Raw genomic sequence first — 16135 nt, 5'->3', positions numbered from 1 at the left:
CGCTGTGTGGACGTGCTGGCCGTCCGGGAACCGGGTCCCGAGAATGCCTGCATGACGGCGTTGAACGAAGAGACCGCCTACGACCGGGTGCGCGTCGCGCAGTGGCAGGCGGGACAAGCTCGCATGCCGGGATTGAGCCGGCGCGGCCTGCTGCGGCTGACGGCGGCCGGTGGGCTCGCCCTGGCCGCGGCGGGCACGGCGGCCGGCCCGGCGATGGCCGCGGGCCCGATCGTGAAACCCCTGCCGCCGGAGCTGTTCGACGTCCACGGCAGCAACGCCGAGACGCGCTGGGAAGCGATGAGCGGGCAGGGGTACCTGACGCCGGTCGATCGGTTCTTCGTCCGTGACCACACGTCGACGCCGGTGCTGGATGCCGCCGGCTGGCGGCTGAAGCTGTTCGGCTCCGGGCTGCGCGGCGGGCCGGTCGAGTTCACCTACCGGGACCTGCGCGCACTGCCGTCCGAGACGCTCACCGCGTTCATCGAATGTGCGGGCAACGGGCGGAGCTTCTTCACCAGCCAGCAGGGCCAGACCGTCAGCGGGACGGCGTGGAAGCTCGGCGCGGTCGGGGTCGCCCGCTGGCGTGGCGTCCGGCTGGCGACGGTGCTCGCCCGGGCCGGGCTGTCCCGCCACGCCGTCGACGTCCTGCCGGAGGGCCTCGACGCGGACTACGTGACGGGCGGGGTGAACCTCGGCAAGGTGCGCCGGCCGCTGCCGGTGGCGAAGGCGCTGGAAGACGTCCTGCTGGCGTACGAGATGAACGGGCAGCCGCTGCCGCCCGACCACGGGTTTCCGGTGCGGCTGGTGGTGCCGTCGTGGGCCGGGATCGCGTCGATCAAGTGGCTGGGCCGGATCGAGGTGTCGGCGACGCCGCTGGTGTCGCCGTGGAACACGCAGTACTACCGGTTGCTGGGCCCGGACTACCCGGCCGAGGGCACGCTCGTCACCGAGCAAGTGGTGAAGAGCGCGTTCGAGCTGCCGTGGGGCGCGACGCTGACGGCCGGGCGGCACGTGCTGCGCGGCCGCTCCTGGTCGGGCCACGGCCGGATCCGGCGGGTCGAGGTGAGCACGGACGGCGTGACCTGGCAGCCGGCGAAGCCGATCAGCCCCGCGCTCGACCGCGGGTGGCTGCGGTGGGAGTTCCCGTGGCGGCCGCGCGAGGCGGGCGAGTACACGCTGCGGGCGCGCGCCACCGACATCACCGGCGTGCGTCAACCGGACGTCGCGCCGTACAACACGCAGGGGTACCTGTTCGGCGCGGTGGTCCGGCACCCGGTCACGGTCGGTGCGGCATGAAGCGGCTGGTTCGCGCACTGACCCGGGCGTTGACCGGCGTGGGCTGGGTGCTGGTGCTGCCAGTCCCGCCGTTCGAACCCGGGGTGGCGGTGCCGGTGCCGCGGCCCGTGGCCGACGTCCCGCGGGTGCCGCTTTCGCGAAGGGAAAGGGAAACTTTCCGCAGAATCGTTTCGGGCTGAGCGGGTTAGCCGCGGCGTGAAGGATGCCCGGCGGGTGGAACGACTTGACGGCACCCGGCTCGACGGCGGCACGATGACGGCATTGCACGAAGCGGACGGAGCCGCGTGATGAGATTCCAGGTCCTGGACATCCTGCCCCACCTCACGAATCCGGTGACCGGTCGCCGGGTCCGGACGGACGAGCGCTTCGCCCAGTCGTTGACGTCCGCGCGGTATGCGGAGGAGTTCGGGTTCGACGCCGTCGCGCTCGGCGAGCGGCACGCGGGGCAGTTCTTGAGCAGCGGCGTCACCGTGCTGCTGGGGGCGATCGCGGCGACGACCAGCCGGGTGCGGATCCAGACCGGGGTGTCGGTGCTGTCGATCCACGACCCGCTGCGAGTGGCGGAGGACTACGCGACGGTCGACCAGGTGTCCCGCGGGCGGCTGGAGCTGGTGATCGGCAAGGGCAACGAGCTGCGCCAGCTGCCGATGTTCGGGATCGGGAACGGCGATCAGTGGGACGCGCTCGCCGAGAAGTACGAGCTGCTGCGGCGGCTCTGGCGTGAGGAGGACGTCACCTGGTCGGGTCGTTTCCGGGGGCCGCTGGACGGGGTGAGCAGCCTGCCGCGGCCGTTCGCCGGCGCGCCGCGGGTGTGGCACGGTTCGGCGACCACGGTGACGTCGGCGGAGCTGGCGGCGAAGTGGGGTGATCCGCTGTTCTCGGCCAACGCCCTGCAGCCGCGGGACCGGTACACGGTGCTGATCGAGCACTACCGCAAGCATTACGCCGAGCACGGCCACGACCCGCGCTTCGCGTTCGTCGGTGCGGGTGCCGGATTCCTGTACCTGGCGGACACCACGCAGGAAGCCCGCGAGGCCTTCGGCCCGACCTACGAGAAGATCGTCGAGTTCTTCAACCAGCCGGGGAACCACACGCCGGGAAACCCGATGGAGTTCCCGACGGTCGACGACGCCATCGAGCGCGGGCCGGTCCTGGTCGGCAGTCCCCAGCAGATCGCCGAGAAGATCCTGTGGTGGCACGAGGCCTACGGACACGACCTGCAGTCGTTCAGCCTGCCCACGATGATCCCGCACGAGCAGCAGCTGGACATGCTCGAACGGTTCGCCTCCGAGGTCGTGCCCGTGGTGCGCAAGGCCGTGCCGACGACACTGTGGACGGACCAGGACCCGTACGGCGGGCGCCCTGCGGTGCACGGGCGCACGGTCCCGGATGCGGCGGCAAGCATCGAGGGGGCCGTGCTGTGACCGGGAAGTCCTGAGGCGCCGTCACGGCAATGCCTCGCCTGATGCGGCGCTCGTCAGCAGGGGGACGAGGGCATCGGGGCGGTCCAACGGGATGATGTGCCCGCAGTCCTCGATGAGGTGAGCCGTGAGGTCGTCGGTCACCGGGCGCAGCTGGCGGGCGAGGGTGTCGCCGACCGGGTGTGCGCCGATCGCGACGGTGGGCACGGTGAGCCGGCCGGCCGCGGTGGCGTGCGCGATCTGCGCCGCGCTTTCGGGCATGGCCCGGTAGTGGCCGAAGGCGCTCCGCAGGGCGTCCCGCCCGGTGTACGCGGCGATGAAGTGGTCCCGGATCGCGGGCGGCACGCCACGGCCGCGGGTGCCGGCGTCGAGGAACCAGCTGATATAGCCGGCCTCGTGCCCGGCCAGGACCGTCTCGGCGAGGCCGGGGACGGCGTGGAAGCCGAACCACCACGGCGGCCCGCCGGCGAGGAAGTCCTCGGCTCCGGGCAGGCGCCCGAGCAGCGACTCCATGAGGACGAGCCGGCGGACCCGCTCGGGGCGCCGCATGGCGAGCAGGAACGCGGGCGGAGTACCGGCGTCGATGCCCACGACGGTCGCCTCCGGTTCGGCCAAGGCATCGAGGAGCGCTTCGGCGTCGGCCGCGAGGGTGCCGGCGTCGTAGCCGTCGGCGGCGCGGGTGGTCGCGCCGAGACCACGCAGGTCCGGGGCGATGACCCGGTGGTGGCGGGCCAGGTGCGGGATGACGGCGGTCCACAGCCGCCAGGTGTGCGGGAAGCCGTGCAGGAGGAGGACCGCGGGCCCGTGCCCGGTGATGGCCACGGTGATGTCGATGCCGTTCGCCGTGACCCGCTGCTCGCGCACAGTGCCTCCTGGTGGTTACCATTGGTTACCAGATGAGGCTAGGTAACCGGCCCGGCCAGGCCAAGACGGCACTTTCCCGACAGGTGGTGAGCTCCAGGTGACCCCCTCGCCGAAGGGCACGCGCGGCGACCTCTTCGACCCCGCCTGCCCGACCCGCAAGCTGCTGGACCGGATCGGCACGAAGTGGACGTCCATGGTGGTCAAGGTGCTGGCCGAGGCCGGTCCGGACGAGGTGCGGTTCGCCGAACTGCAACGCCGGATGCCCGGCGTCTCGCAGAAGATGCTGTCGGTGACCCTGCAGAGCCTCACCCGCGACGGCCTGGTGGAGCGCCGGGTGGAGCCGGCGGTCCCCCCGAAGGTGCACTACCGCCTCACCGGCCTGGGCCACTCCCTCGAAGTGCCGCTCGCCGGCCTGCGCACCTGGGCGGAGGAGAACATGCCGGCGATCGACCGGGCCAACGCCGTGGCGCGGGACTGAAGCCCGGGATCGTCACTTCACCTCGTTCAGCTTTCCGGTGGCGACGTCGAAGACGAAGCCCCGCACGGAGTCCTTCTCCGGGATGAACGGGCTGTTCCTGATCCGCGCGATCGACTGGCGGACGTCTTCGTCGAGATCGGTGAAGGCTTCCGCGGCCCAAGCGGGCTTGACCCCGACGTCCTCCTGGATGGACTTCTTGAAGCCGTCGTCGGTGAAGGTGAGCATCCCGCAGTCGGTGTGGTGGATGAGGATGATCTCCTCGGTGCCCAGCAGCCGCTGGCTGATGGCGAGCGAGCGGATCTCGTCCTCGGTGACGACGCCGCCGGCGTTGCGGATGACGTGGGCTTCGCCCTCGTTGAGACCGAGGACGCCGTAGACGTTGATGCGGGCGTCCATGCAGGCGAGCACGGCGACGTGCTTGGCCGGTGGCAGCGGCAACGGTCCGGTGAAGTTCGCGGCGTAGTCGGCGTTGTTGGCCAGAAGCTCGTCGGTGACCGACATGGTGGTCCCTTTCGCGTAGTGGGGTGGACCGAGTGGACGCGCTCGTGCGGTCATCCGCAACTGTGCCCACGACCTGGGAGACCATCCATTGCGGACTGCCGGGCGCTTCGTCCAGGATCTGGAATCCGCGGGCAGTTCGTTGACCCGCCTCGGCACGCTTCCTAGAGTTCGTCGTGTCCGCGGAAAGCGCCCGCGCTTTTCTTCCCTTTCTTTTTCCGGAACAGGTACCCCCATGCCCGAATCCGTCTGGGTCGCCCAGTCTGATCCGCGGGTCCGGCCACTGCTCGCCGACCTCGCCCGCGAATACGCGACGCGGTACCACCGCGCGCTCATCGACGAGCACCACAAGCTCCGGGAATACTCGGACGAACATTTCTCGCCGCCCGAGGGTGGCCTGCTGCTGCTCGTGCAGGACGGCCAGGCCGTCGCCGGCGGTGCCTTCCAGCGCTACGACGGGGAAACCGCGGAATTCAAGCGGATCTGGACCCATCGCGCGCACCGCGGCCACGGCTTCGCCCGCCGTGTCGTCGCCGAACTGGAGGCCGAAGCCGGCCGTCGCGGGTACACCCGCATCTTCCTCACCACCGGCCCGAACCAGCCCGAGGCTCGCGGGCTCTACCTGGCCACCGGCTACACGCCGCACTTCGACGTCCACGCGGTGCCCCGGACGCGGTTGTCGTTCTCGAAAGCACTTCCGGCCGCGGTGGGGGCCAGATGACCAGCGATCTCGGAACGCGACCCGCTCCCTCCGCGATACCCGAAGAAGCTCTGAAGATCGTTCCCGCGCGGCACCCGCTGACCTGGATCGCCGCTGCGGTCGTGGCGGTTCTCGTCGCGATGGCCGGTCATGCGCTGGTGACCAACAAGGCGTTCGACTGGCCGACGTTCACCCGGTTCGTCTTCCAGAAATCGATCCTGGAAGCGGTCGCGCTGACGCTCGAACTGACCTTGTTCGGCGTCGTGGCCGGTTTCCTCCTCGGTACCGTGCTGGCGTTGATGCGCATCTCCCGGAATCCGCTGCTGCGCGCGGTCAGCTGGACCTACACGTGGATCTTCCGGTCGGTTCCGCTGATCCTGCAGCTGCTGTTCTGGTACAACCTCGCCATCCTCTACAACGAGATCTCGTTCGGCATCCCGTTCGGGCCGTCGTTCGTCTCGGTGGGGACGATGAGCCTGATCCCGCCGTTCCTCGCCGCCGGTCTCGGTCTCGCCCTGCACCAGGGCGCCTATGCCGCGGAGATCGTGCGCGCGGGCTTCCTCTCGGTGGACGCGGGGCAGCGTGAAGCGGCCGCGGCGCTGGGCATTCCGGCCGGGCGGCAGTTCCGCCGGATCGTGCTGCCGCAGGCGATGCGCACGATCGTGCCGACCGCGGCCAACGAGATCGTCGGCCTCCTCAAGGCGACCTCCCAGGTCTACGTCATGGCGTTGCCGGAGCTCTTCTACCAGGTGCAAGTGATCTACACGCGCAGCGGCCGGGTGATTCCATTGCTGCTGGTGGCCACCGCGTGGTACCTCGCGCTGACCACCGTCCTGTCGGTCGCGCAGTTCTCCGTCGAACGCCACTTCGGCCGGGGCGACCGGCGGGCGCTGCCCCCGACGCCGCTGCAACGCCTGCGAGCAGCTTGGCGGCGGGCATGAGCGCGGACTACATGGTAGACGTCCGAGGCGTTCACAAGAGCTTCGGTGCGCTGAGCGTGCTTGACGGCGTCGACCTGCGGGTGCGCCGCGGCGAGGTCACCGTGCTGCTGGGGCCGTCCGGGTCCGGGAAGTCGACGCTGCTGCGGCTGATCAACCACCTCGAACGCGCCGACCGCGGTTTCATCAGCGTCGGCGGCGAACTGATGGGCTACCGCCGCTCCGGCGACCGCCTGCACGAACTCAACGAACGCGAGATCCTCAAGCAGCGCACCCGGATCGGGTTCGTTTTCCAGAACTTCAACCTGTTCGGGCACCTGACCGTGCTGGAGAACGTCGTCGAGGCACCGATCTCCGCGCAACGCCGTCCGCGCGCCGAAGCCGAGGCCAAGGCACGCGAACTGCTGGCCCGCGTCGGCCTCGAAGACAAGGTCTCCGAGTATCCGCGGCGGTTGTCCGGCGGCCAGCAGCAGCGGGTGGCGATCGCGCGGGCGCTGGCGCTCGAACCGGACGTCCTGCTCTTCGACGAGCCCACCTCCGCACTCGACCCGGAGCTGGTCGGCGAAGTCCTGGACGTGATCCGTGAGCTGGCGCGGGCCGGCACGACCATGGTCGTCGTCACCCACGAGCTGGGCTTCGCCCGCGAAGTCGCCGACACCGTCGTCTTCCTCGACGAAGGCCGCGTGGTCGAACAAGGCCCGCCCGCCGACGTCCTCGACAACCCCCGCCACGCCCGCACCCGCGCCTTCGTCGAAACAGTCCTTTGAGGAGAGTCATGAAACTGAAAACCCTCCTGCTCGCTTCGGTGTTCGCGCTCGCCGCGTGCGGCAGCCCCGAAGCAGCGACCGCTCCCGCCGCCGACCGGCCCGGCGGCGTCAACATCACCGCGAACCAGGACCGCGTCCGGACGCAGAAGGTCGACGCGGTCGCCGCGCTCGTCCCCGCCGACATCCGGGCCCGCGGCACCCTGGTCGTCGGGACCACCGGCAACGGCACCCCGCCGCTGTCGTTCCGCGCCGACGACGACAAAACGGTCATCGGGGTCGAGCCCGACCTCGCCCAGCTGGTCGCCGACGTCCTCGGCCTCGAGCTCGACCTGCGGGCCTCGTCGTGGGAGAACCTGTTCCTGTCGGTGGAGAACCGGCAGTTCGACGCCGGGTTCTCGAACGTCACGGTGACCGAGGAACGCAAGGACAAGTACGACTTCGCGACCTACCGCAAGGACACCATCGCGTTCGAGGTGAAGAGCGAGAAGAACCTGGCGGTGAAGGAGCCGAAGGACATCGCGGGGCTCACCGTCGGGGTCGGCGCCGGCACGAACCAGGAGCAGATCCTGCTGCGCTGGGACCAGCGGAACAAGGCGGCCGGGCTGGCGCCGGTGAAGTTCCAGTACTACCAGGCGCCCTCCGACTACTACCTGGCGCTGCAGTCCGGCCGCATCGACCTCTACGTCGGCCCGAACCCGACCTCGGCCTACCACGTCGCCGTCGACGGGAAGACCAAGGTCGTCGGCACGGTGTCCGGCGGCGGCGCCGTCCCGGCGGACATCGCGGCGATGACCAAGAAGGACGACGGCCTGGTGAAGGCCCTGCAGCAGGCACTGGACACGGTGATCAAGAACGGGCAGTACGCGGAGGTCCTCAAGCGCTGGAACCTCACCTCGGAGGCGCTGCCGGCCTCGGAGATCAATCCGCAGGGTCTGCCCCGGAAGTGAACCGGCTCAGCAGACGCCGGGCGATGTCGGTGTTGCCGAGACGGTGCGGGAGGAGCTGGAACAATCTCGGCATCGCGCTGGGCGCGTTGCCGGCGGGCGGGGGCGTCGCGGCCGACACCCGCACGCGTATCTGCTGGTGATCGGCGGCAGCGCGTCGTACGCGGCGAGCACGGCGATCGCAAGGAGCGACGATGGCTTTCCGCCGAGCCCGAACAGCCTGCCCACGGGGAGGGTCACCGTGGTGGCCACCGCCGTGCCGACGAGGATCAGGCCGCCGAGCTCGGCCAGGTCGCCCAGTGCGAACGGGCCCCGCGCGGAGGACTGTAAACCCCGCTGCGCCGTCGGGACAGCGCGGCGGCAGTTCTTCCAGTGCTTGGGAAACCCGGTTCTCATCTCGTGGATGCCGTTGCCGTGCTGTGCTGCCGTACCCCACGCTGCCGATCATGACCCAGCTCCACGAACCTCTGAAATTCGCCTATTGGGTGCCGAACGTCAGTGGCGGGCTCGTCACCAGTGAAATCGAGCAGCGCACCGACTGGGGGTACGAATACAACCGGGATCTCGCGGTCATCGCCGAGAACAACGGGTTCGAATACGCGCTCACGCAGGTGCGCTACACCGCAAGCTACGGCGCCGCCTACCAACACGAATCGACTGGCTTCAGCCTCGCCCTTCTCCTGGCCACGCAACGGCTGAAAGTGATCGCGGCCGTGCACCCCGGGCTGTGGCACCCCGGTGTGCTGGCCAAGTTCGTGGCGAGCGCGGACGTCCTGTCCGGCGGGCGCGCCGCGGTGAACGTCGTCAGCGGCTGGTTCAAGGACGAGTTCACCGGGCTCGGCGAACCCTGGCTGGAACACGACGAACGCTACCGCCGCTCCGAAGAGTTCATCCGGGTCCTCAAGGAAGTGTGGACGGACGACCACGCCGAGTTCGCCGGCGACTTCTACCGGATCCACGATTTCGACGTCAAGCCGAAGCCGCATTCGAGCGAGGGTCGCCCGCATCCGGAAATCTTCCAAGGCGGTAACTCCACGGCCGCCCGCAAGCTGGCCGGTCGGGTGTCGGACTGGTACTTCAGCAACGGCAAGGATTACGACGGGTTCAGCGAGCAGGTGGCCGAGGTCCGCGGGTACGCCGCCGAGAACGACCACGCCGTCCGGTTCGGTCTGAACGGTTTCGTGATCGCCCGCGAAAGCGAGTCCGAAGCGCGGGACGTGTTGCGTGAGATCGTCGCCAAAGCCAACGTGGAAGCGGTCGAGGGTTTCCGTTCCGCCGTGCAGCAGGCCGGCAGCTCCACCGCCGACAAGAAGGGCATGTGGGCGGACTCGGAGTTCGCCGACCTCGTGCAGTACAACGACGGCTTCCGCACCCGGCTCATCGGCACCCCGGAGCAGATCGCCGAACGCGCCATCGAATACAAGCGGAGGGGCGCGAGCCTGCTGCTGCTCGGCTTCCTGCACTTCCAGGAGGAGGTCGAGTACTTCGGCAAGCACGTGCTGCCGATCATCAGGGAACTCGAAAAGGACCTCGACCACAGCGCCGCGACACCCGAACCCGTGAGGAGCCTGGCATGACCGACTGGATCGAACGCGCCCGCGAGGTCGCCGCCAAACTCGCCGTCGACGCCGTCGAACGCGACCACCGTGGCGGAACCCCGTACCAGGAAGTCCAGCTGCTGAAGGACAATGGACTGGTCACCCTGCTCGGCCCCGTCGAGCACGGCGGCGGTGGGCAGACCTGGGACACCGCGTACCGGGTGATCCGCGAGATCGCCAGGGCCGACGGCTCGATCGGCCAGCTGCTGGGCTACCACTACCTGTGGGCCTGGGCGGCGCGGCTGGTGGCCACCGATGCCCAGGTGGCCGCCGTCGAGGAGCTCTACACCAGCGGCAACCTGTTCTTCGGCGGCGCGGTGAACCCGCGCGACTCCGACCTGACGATCACCGAAGACGGCGACTCGATCGTCTACACCGGACACAAGTCCTTCTCCACCGGCAGCAAGGTCTCCGATCTCACCGTCCTGGAAGGCGTCCTCGAAGGAACCGAAGACCACATCTTCGCGATCGTCCCGTCGCAGCAGGAAGGCATCACCTTCCACGACGACTGGGACAACATCGGCCAGCGCCTCACCGAATCCGGCAGCGTCACGATCGAAAACGTGCGAGTGCCGTGGGCGTCGGCCGCCGGGTACGTCGACCGGAAGTTCCAGCCGCTCGTCTACAACACACTCAACGTGCCGGCCATCCAGCTCGTCTTCACCAACTTCTACCTCGGCATCGCCCAAGGCGCACTGGAGACCGCGCTCGCGTACACCAAGGACCGGACCCGGGCCTGGCCCTACGGCGGCGACGACAAGCGGGCCGCTTCGGAGGAGTGGTACATCCTCGACGGCTATGGCGACCTGCAGTCGAAGCTGTGGGCCGCGGAAGCCCTGGCCGACAAGGCGGGCGTGGCGATTTCCCGCGTGCTGCACGCACCGCGCGAGGAACTGACGCCCGAAGCGCGCGGCGAAGTCGCCGTCCTGATCGCCGCGGCCAAACAACGCACGGTGGACACCGGCCTGGAGATCGCGACGAAGATCTTCGAGCTGACCGGGGCCCGGGCGACCGCGTCGAAGCACGGCCTGGACCGCTTCTGGCGCAACCTCCGGACCCACTCACTGCACGATCCGTTGCCCTACAAGCGCCGCGAGGTGGGGGAGTACGCGCTGCTGGGCCGGTATCCCACTCCGACCTGGTACACCTGAGCGGAGTTCCGGCCGGGGCGAGGACGCCCCGGCCGGATACTTCGGCGGCGCCGGCTTCCGGTCGATGAGATCAAGGAGGTTCGCCGGGAACTTTTCTACGCTGTGTCCAGCCCGGCGAGCCGGCTACGGACGGTGCCGGCTTCGGGATCACTCAACCGCACCAGGATCCGCAGGGCCTCTTCGAGGGCCTGTCGCTCGGCGGTCCGGTCACCGATGGCTCGCTGGGTGTCTGCGATCAGCCGATGAGTTCGCACCTGCCAGAAGAAGCTGCCGTGGTGGCGTCGATGGTGCAGTGCTTCGGCATAGGAATTGAGGGCGAGGTCCGGGAGTTCCAGTTCGGCGTACACGCGTCCCAGGCATTCGAGGGTGTGGGCCTCGCCGTCGGGTTCCGTGCGGAGGGTGCGGAACAAGTCGAGTGCCCTGCGGATGAGGACCAGTGCCTGGTCCGGTTCGCCGAATTCCAGGTGCCACCAACCGAGGTTGCCGGTGGCTTTTGCCAGCCACACCCGGCGTCCGCACCCGTCGGCGAGGTCAAGCGTACGTCGGGCGAGTACGAGCGCGTCGTCACGTCGCCTCTGGACCACTGCGATGTAGCTCAAGGCGTAGCAGGTGTGGGCTTGCCCGACGCGATCGCCGGAGCTCTCGAAGTACACCAGCGCCGATTCAAGGTGTTCGACGGCTTCCGAGAGTTGTTCGAGCCGGATGTGGGCCCGGCCGAGCAGGCGCTGCGTCATGGCGATGGCCCAGCCGTCGCCGGTACGTCGCGCGGCGATCAATGCCGATCGTTGTGACTGCAGGAAGTCGTACCGGTGTCCCTGCCGATCGAGGTAGGTGACGAGCGTCATGGCCAACCGCCACACGTAAGCGTCCGGAACCACATCGTGGTGCATCGACGTCGTGGCGAGGATGCCGGCACGTTCGGTGTCCAGCCAGGCCAACGCCTCGGTGGAACTGGCGAACCCCTCGGCGAGTCCGGGTGCGCGCGGCGGCGCGAGCGGCAACGAGTCCCACGGCGAGCCGAGGTGTTCGTTCGCGGCGCAGGCCGCGTGCAAGTAGTAATCCGCCAGACCTGCGATTGCGGTTTCGGCCACCGTGGCTTCAGTGGTCAATTCTCGGGCGTACCGCCGGAGAAGGTCGTGCATGCGATACCGGCCCGGGGAAAGCTGTTCGATGAGGTGCGTTCGGACAAGTTCGGTCAATGCCACGCGCGTCGCCGCAAGATCGACCCCGGACAACGCGGCCGCCGATCGCGGGGTGAAGTCGGGGCCAGGATGCATGCTCGTCATCCGGAAGACGGTCGCCGCTGTCGGGGTCAACGCCCGGTACGACCAGGAGATCACCGCCCTCACCCCCAATCCCGGCTCACCTGTGTCCAGCCCGTCCAAGCACGAACGTTGCTCGCACACCTGCACGGACAACGCTGCCAGAGAGAGTCTCTCCTCGACGAGCCTCCCGCCGAGGATCGCGACGGCCAGCGGCAACCGGTCGGCGTAGTCGATGAACCGCGCGACCGCCGAGGGCTCCGCGGCGGCACGTTCGGCGCCGAGCATGCGGGTGAGCATGTCCTTCGCCTCGTCCAGGGAAGGGGGTTCGAGCGCGATGCGCCGCGCGCCGAATCGGGCGATGAAGTTGGTCAGGAGGCGACGGCTGGTCACTACGACGCGGCAAGCCGAACCTCCCGGTAGCAGTGGCTCGACCTGCCGGCTGTCACTGGCGTTGTCCAGGACGATGAGCATCCGTCGGCCGGCGGTGAGGCTCCGAAACAATGCACTCTGCCTGGATAAATCGCCCGGCCACGAATCGGGAGCGAGGCCGAGAGCGTCGAGGAAGGTCCGAAGCGCTTCACCGGGAGGCATCGGCGGCGCTGACGGATCCGCTCCACGAAGATCGACGTAGAGCTGACCGTCCGGAAAACAGCCCGACCGCGAATGCGCCCAATGAAAGACCAACGTGGATTTGCCGACTCCGGGCATGCCGTTCACCACGCAGGAATGAGCTCGCTCATTGTCGGTGGTCAGCAGACTGTCCAGAATGTCGAGCTCGCCGATGCGGCCGACGAAGTGATCCGCCGACGGCGGAACCTGTCGTGGGACCAATTCGCCGGCTGACGCGGCTTGATGCAGGTGGATGTCTCCGTTGACCGCTTGGGTCTGCACGACCGCACCTGGAACCGCGCCATCGACTTGGTTGCCACCCCAGGAGACGTTCACGGCGATCGATACTAGTGGGGGTGAGGCTCCCTGTAGAGGGCCGATGCTACGACACCTGAGTGATGTGAATGAACGGTCCGACGGTGATCAATTTCGAGTTCTCCATATCGACACATTGTCGGAAAATTCCTCTCCTGCTTCGCGTTCTCGACGGCCGAACGCGGCCGCCGCAGGTCGGGCTTCGAGCGCGGGCGCTCCCGCGCCGCGCAGTCGGGTGAACCATCCGCGCAACTCCGTGATGTCTGTCATCGCGCATGCACTGCCCGATTTGTCCAGTTGGCGCGGCGAGAACGGCCACTTTGCTCAAGAACCGGCTTTGCCGGTGACGAGTCCTGGGAGCGAACCGCGGCGCTTCCGCAGCCGTCTTTACTATGTGGCGGTGCACGGGGGGAAGATGGCGTTGGCCGAGATGCTGGCAGGGCTGCGGAGCAGCCGCGGCCTCTCGCAGGAGCAGTTGGCGGAGTCGAGCGGGATCAGCGTCCGCGCGATCGGGGAGATCGAGCGGGGCGCCACCCGGCGTCCGCAGCGCGAAACACTGCGTGCGCTCATCGGGGCGCTGGGCCTGACGCCGGAGGAGCAGGAGGCGTTCGGCCGGTCCGCCCGGACGGCGCCGCCGCCGGACACCCGCCGCAGGCGGACCGCGGCCCGCCCGGCGTTGCCCGCGCCGGTCACCTCGATCGTCGGCCGGTCCGGCGATCTCGCCGCGGTGCTCCGCCTGGTCCAGGATCCGCCGGTGCGGCTGGTCACGATCACCGGCACCGGCGGGGTCGGCAAGACCCGCCTCGCGCTCGAGGTCGGCTGGCGGGTGGCGAGCCGGTTCGAATCCGTGCACGGCCTCGACCTGAGTGCCCTGCGGGACGCCGACGACGTCCCGCAGGCGCTGGCCGAGTCCCTGCGGACGCCCGACCCGGTCACGCTGATCGGCGACGGGCGGTGGTTGCTGGTGCTCGACAGCTTCGAGCACGTGGCCGCGGCGGCCACCACCGTGGCCACGCTGCTGGCCGGATGCCCGGGGCTGACCGTCCTGGTGACCAGCCGGTCGCCGGTGCGACTGCGGGGGGAACACCTCTGGCCACTGGCCCCGCTGTCCACTCCGGACAGCGACGACCCGGCGGGCCTGGCCGGCAACGCGGCCGTGCAGCTGCTGGTCGAACGCACCGCCGCGGTCCGGCCCGGGTTCGCGCTCACCAGGGACAACGCGGTCGCGGTCGCGGCGCTGTGCCGCCGTCTCGACGGCCTGCCGCTCGCACTGGAGCTGGCCGCCGCGCGGCTGCGCACCCAGGCACCGGCTCAGGTGCTCGCCCAGGTCCGCGACCTGCACGGCGACACCGTGGACCTGGCCGACCGGCACGTGAGCCTGCGCCGCACGGTCGAGTGGAGCACGCGCGGGCTCACCGATCCCGACCGGCGGTTGTTCGGCCTGCTGGGCGCGTTCTCCGGCGGCGCCGACCCGGTCGACGTCGAGGCCGTGCTGGGCGCACCGCCGCTTTCGCTGGCGACGCTGGCCGCGCACAGCCTGGTCACCGTCACCGAACGGGCCGGCCACCCCCGGATCGGCATGCTGGACACCATCCGCGAGGTCGTCGAGGACCAGCTCACCGGAGTGGGCGATCGCGAGGCGCACGCCGGGCACTTCCTGCGCCTGGTTCGCGATGGCGATCCCCGGCTGGGCGATGAGCAGGACAACGTCCGGGCCGCGATCCAGCACGCCGTCGACGCCGCGCCGGCCCTGTTGTGCGTGGCAACCGTGCGCGCACTGACCAGGCACTACGTGGCCCGGGGGCGGTTCGCCGAGGGACGGCGGATGCTCACGGGTGCGGCCGGTGCCGCGCTCACCGAGCAGGCCCGGGCGTGGGCGTGGCACGGCGCCGCGGTCACCGCCAACGAGAGTGGCGAACCGGAGGTGGCGCTGGCGCTGGCCGCGTCGGCCGCCGAGGCGTTCGGCGCCGACCCGGACGGCCGGGCCGCGACGCTGACCCTGATCGGCAACGCCCACAAGTTCGCCGGCCGCTACGACGACGCCGCGGCCGCGTACACCGGCGTGCTGGACCAGGCGATGACCATGGGCGACGCGCGCCGCGAGACGATCGCGCTGAACAACCTGGGCGCGCTGGCGCACGACCGCGGCGCGTACGCCGAAGCGATCGAATACCACGCCGCTGCCCTGCGCCGTAAGCGCGAGCTGGGCGACCGGCGCGGCGTCGCGGTGGCCCAGCTCAACCTCGGCGCCGTGCGGAACGACACCGGCGACCACGCCGGCGCGGCCACCCTGCTGACCGAGGCCGCCGCCACGTTCGCCGCTCTCGGCGAACCGGGCTCGGAGGCGTTCGCGCTGGCCCTGCTGGCCCAATCCCAGGCAGGCCTGGCCCGCTGGGACGACGCCACCACCACCGGCCGGCGGGCCTTGGAGCTGGCCCGGCGGGCCGAACACGCCCAGGCGACCGGGCTCGCGCTGCTCGCCCTCGGCGAGACGGCCGCCGCCGGCGGCGACGCGGGTGGCGCCGCCCGGCTGTTCCACGAGGCGCTGACGTTCCCCATCGGCCTGCCGGACCAGGCCCGCGTCCGCGCGCACCCCGCGATGGCCGCGGACCGCTGATCGGTGCGGAAACAGTCGGTTCTGCCGACTTTTCCGCCGGTTCCGCCTGGAGCCGGACGGGTGGTGATCCCTAGGGTTCGCGCATGCTTCAGCTACCTCGCGTGCTCCGCACCGCCGTGCTGGTTCCGCTCGCGACCGCCGCACTCGTGCTGAGCGGTGCCGCGCCCGCCTACGCCGACCGGACCATCTACCCGCCGGTGAGCGGCGACGTGCTGGCCTGGCAGACCAATGAAGGCAGCTGGCTCGGCGGTCCCAAGTGCGTGCAGGTCGACAAGGGACGTCTCGACGACTTCGCCCCGGTCGACCAGCTCGCCTGCGACTACGGCAACAACCAGCGATGGCGGATGGGGCAGGCCACGGACGACCCGAACGTGTTCTGGCTGCAGAACGTGCGCACCGGCAAGTGCCTGGACGACTACGCCTACGGAACGAACCAGGGAAACCCCATCATCCAGTACACCTGCCTCGTCGGCACGAACCAGCAGTGGCGGATGCTCTGGGACTACTACAACGGGGTCGCGGAGTTCCAGAACGTGCACAGCGGCCTGTGCCTTTCGGTGGACGCCATCAACACCGACAACTATCGCCGGTTGGTGCAGAACCCCTGCTACGGCTTCATCAACGAACGGTTCCAGCCGGTCCAGCCGGCTCGCTGAATCTTTTGGACAAAGAAG

15 protein-coding genes are annotated in these 16135 nt (G+C 69.6%); 12 read left to right on the top strand and 3 right to left on the bottom strand.

Features of this window, described 5'->3' with window-relative positions; genetic code table 11:
- The first annotated feature begins 51 nt into the window (after positions 1–51).
- From ACLJQF_RS10905 to ACLJQF_RS10895, 3 genes are all read left to right on the top strand, one after another.
- Positions 52–1296: a sulfite oxidase gene (locus ACLJQF_RS10905; RefSeq protein ID WP_410608133.1), complete on the top strand. Its 1245-nt coding sequence runs from the start codon at positions 52–54 to the stop codon at positions 1294–1296.
- Positions 1293–1475 (top strand): hypothetical protein, encoded by a 183-nt coding sequence (locus ACLJQF_RS10900; RefSeq protein WP_410608132.1) that lies wholly within the window; start codon positions 1293–1295, stop codon positions 1473–1475. Before ACLJQF_RS10905 ends, ACLJQF_RS10900 begins: the two co-directional genes overlap by 4 nt.
- A gap of 108 nt (positions 1476–1583) precedes the next feature.
- On the top strand, positions 1584–2720 hold the full coding sequence (locus ACLJQF_RS10895; protein WP_410608131.1) for an LLM class flavin-dependent oxidoreductase: 1137 nt from the start codon (positions 1584–1586) through the stop codon (positions 2718–2720).
- 21 nt (positions 2721–2741) lie between these two features.
- Here ACLJQF_RS10895 and ACLJQF_RS10890 read toward each other — a convergent pair whose 3' ends face one another.
- A complete protein-coding gene (locus ACLJQF_RS10890) occupies positions 2742–3581 on the bottom strand; it encodes an alpha/beta fold hydrolase (RefSeq protein ID WP_410608130.1) in 840 nt (279 codons plus the stop codon).
- Between the two features lie 97 nt (positions 3582–3678).
- Between ACLJQF_RS10890 and ACLJQF_RS10885 the strand changes: the two genes are divergently transcribed.
- The gene (locus ACLJQF_RS10885; RefSeq protein WP_410608129.1) at positions 3679–4059 is read left to right on the top strand and encodes a winged helix-turn-helix transcriptional regulator; all 381 of its coding nucleotides are present in this window, start codon (positions 3679–3681) and stop codon (positions 4057–4059) included.
- A 12-nt stretch (positions 4060–4071) separates the two neighbouring features.
- Here ACLJQF_RS10885 and ACLJQF_RS10880 read toward each other — a convergent pair whose 3' ends face one another.
- Entirely contained in the window at positions 4072–4560 is a 489-nt protein-coding gene (locus ACLJQF_RS10880; protein ID WP_410608128.1) for a beta-class carbonic anhydrase, read from the bottom strand.
- Positions 4561–4792: 232 nt separating this feature from the next.
- Between ACLJQF_RS10880 and ACLJQF_RS10875 the strand changes: the two genes are divergently transcribed.
- The 6 genes from ACLJQF_RS10875 (at position 4793) to ACLJQF_RS10850 (ending at position 10655) form a co-directional block, all read left to right on the top strand.
- Complete coding sequence (locus ACLJQF_RS10875) at positions 4793–5278, top strand: GNAT family N-acetyltransferase (RefSeq protein ID WP_410608127.1); 486 nt, start codon at positions 4793–4795, stop codon at positions 5276–5278.
- Complete coding sequence (locus ACLJQF_RS10870) at positions 5275–6198, top strand: amino acid ABC transporter permease (protein WP_410608126.1); 924 nt, start codon at positions 5275–5277, stop codon at positions 6196–6198. Before ACLJQF_RS10875 ends, ACLJQF_RS10870 begins: the two co-directional genes overlap by 4 nt.
- Positions 6195–6962 (top strand): amino acid ABC transporter ATP-binding protein, encoded by a 768-nt coding sequence (locus ACLJQF_RS10865; protein WP_410608125.1) that lies wholly within the window; start codon positions 6195–6197, stop codon positions 6960–6962. Before ACLJQF_RS10870 ends, ACLJQF_RS10865 begins: the two co-directional genes overlap by 4 nt.
- Before the next feature lie 8 nt (positions 6963–6970).
- Entirely contained in the window at positions 6971–7909 is a 939-nt protein-coding gene (locus ACLJQF_RS10860; RefSeq protein WP_410608124.1) for an ABC transporter substrate-binding protein, read from the top strand.
- Between the two features lie 443 nt (positions 7910–8352).
- Positions 8353–9483 carry a dimethylsulfone monooxygenase SfnG gene (gene sfnG / locus ACLJQF_RS10855; protein ID WP_410608123.1) on the top strand — a complete coding sequence of 377 codons (1131 nt, stop codon included), beginning with the start codon at positions 8353–8355 and terminating at the stop codon, positions 9481–9483.
- Positions 9480–10655 carry an acyl-CoA dehydrogenase family protein gene (locus tag ACLJQF_RS10850; RefSeq protein WP_410608122.1) on the top strand — a complete coding sequence of 392 codons (1176 nt, stop codon included), beginning with the start codon at positions 9480–9482 and terminating at the stop codon, positions 10653–10655. Before sfnG ends, ACLJQF_RS10850 begins: the two co-directional genes overlap by 4 nt.
- Positions 10656–10750: 95 nt before the next feature.
- Here the strand turns inward: ACLJQF_RS10850 and ACLJQF_RS10845 are convergent, their stop codons facing one another.
- Positions 10751–12865, bottom strand: a complete 2115-nt coding sequence (locus ACLJQF_RS10845; RefSeq protein WP_410608121.1) for an ATP-binding protein — start codon at positions 12863–12865, stop codon at positions 10751–10753.
- A 379-nt stretch (positions 12866–13244) separates the two neighbouring features.
- Between ACLJQF_RS10845 and ACLJQF_RS10840 the strand changes: the two genes are divergently transcribed.
- A complete protein-coding gene (locus ACLJQF_RS10840) occupies positions 13245–15461 on the top strand; it encodes an ATP-binding protein (protein WP_410608120.1) in 2217 nt (738 codons plus the stop codon).
- An 83-nt stretch (positions 15462–15544) separates the two neighbouring features.
- The gene (locus tag ACLJQF_RS10835) at positions 15545–16117 is read left to right on the top strand and encodes an RICIN domain-containing protein (protein WP_410608119.1); all 573 of its coding nucleotides are present in this window, start codon (positions 15545–15547) and stop codon (positions 16115–16117) included.
- Positions 16118–16135: the final 18 nt, after the last annotated feature.

This window comes from Amycolatopsis sp. lyj-109 (assembly GCF_046548995.1).
GTDB lineage: Bacteria > Actinomycetota > Actinomycetes > Mycobacteriales > Pseudonocardiaceae > Amycolatopsis.
Note: the sequence above shows the minus strand (reverse complement) of the source record. Positions and strands in the feature narration are given on the sequence as shown.